The following is a 1,455-nucleotide window of genomic DNA, read 5'->3' as shown; positions in this document are numbered from 1 at the left end:
TGCATCTCTTAAATCTAGCTTGATTAAAACTTGATCAGATGGGTGACCTGGCCAATAGATATTTAAGACATGGGCCAATTCTGCTTCAGTCGGACCATTGATTTGGAAGTCTAAGCCACGTTCCCGAGCGCCCTCCAAGAAATGTTGACGCAAGGCCTTTAAGTGGCCTTGGTGCTTTTCCATATTGTCATATTGCTTTTCGATTGCTTTAGACATGCCCAAAATTAAAGGTAAGGCTTCTGTTCCTGCCCGATGTTTGTTTTCTTGGTTACCGCCGCGTACATAAGGGGCAAAATCCGCCTTAGCATTCCGGTAATACATAAAGCCTATTCCTTTTGGCCCGTATATTTTATGGGCAGACATAGACAAGGCATCGATGTGCATTTTTTCCACGTCTAGAGGAATATTCAAATATGTTTGGACAGTATCTGTATGGAAGAAAATATCCTTTTCATGTAATAAATCGCCAATAGCTTGAATGTCTTGCAAGGACCCAACTTCGTTATTGCCGGCCATAATGGATACCATAATCGTCTCTTTTCGGATGCTTGTTTTCAATTCTTCAAAGTCAATATGACCTTCTTCGTCGAATTCTAGATAAGTCACTTCAAAACCTTGTCTTTCAAGGTGACGCATAGTTTGATAGACAGAAGAGTGTTCTGCAGCGGTCGTAATTAAGTGTTTACCCTTATCCGCTAAACGAGCTACAGTTTGGTTAATAGCTGAATCATTCGACTCGGTTCCACCAGAAGTGATGATAATATCATCTACATCTGCGTTTAGAGTCTCGGCAATTTGTCTGCGGACGCCTTCTACCTTCTGCTTAGATTCACGCCCAATCTTGTACAAACTTGAAGCATTTCCGTAATCATCATGCATGGCTTGCGTAATGACTTCAATGACTTCTGGGTCAACTGGTGTTGTTGCGGCGTAATCTAAATAAATGCCTTTCATTATTTTCCTCCCGTAAATTTTGTTTTCTCTGGGAATAGGAAGCTTAACAGGTCTTTTGTAATCCGTTTTCCCTCTCCCATTGCTGGGTAAATATGCATCATCATCATTGGGTTAAAATTGGCTTCAATTAATGCATAGTTATCTGCACTTGCTGGTTGGTGAATGTCTTCAATCATCAAGTCTAATCCCGTAATATTTACCCCTAAAACAGCCGCCATCTTCACAGCAATTTCCTTGTAAGAATCATGCATATCGGCTAAGACTTCAATAGAATCTCCACCTGTTGAAATGTTTGAATTCTCTCGTAAAATTACTTGTTGCCCTTTAGGAACGACATCAGACGGTGTAAACCCTTGTTGTTTCAAGGTGTTCACTTCAATGTCACCTAATTGAATGATTTCTAGTGGCGAACGATGGTCCCGTCCTCGTTTAGGGTCTTTATTTTTGTCAGCGACTAAATCTTCAACGGTTGACTGGCCGTCTCCAATCACATTGGCACCC

At 41.2% G+C, this 1,455-nt stretch carries 1 protein-coding gene and 1 pseudogene; both read right to left on the bottom strand.

Annotated elements, in window-relative coordinates:
* A partial coding sequence (locus ACRCJ0_RS13975) for a cysteine desulfurase family protein (RefSeq protein ID WP_431390833.1) occupies positions 1–954 on the bottom strand: 954 nt, incomplete at its 3' end.
* Positions 954–1,455: pseudogene (locus ACRCJ0_RS13970) on the bottom strand (bifunctional glutamate--cysteine ligase GshA/glutathione synthetase GshB); the annotation flags it as partial. The gene ACRCJ0_RS13975 and the pseudogene ACRCJ0_RS13970, both read right to left, overlap by 1 nt.

It is taken from the genome of Aerococcus sp. L_32, from assembly GCF_050689315.1.
Note: the sequence above shows the minus strand (reverse complement) of the source record. Positions and strands in the feature narration are given on the sequence as shown.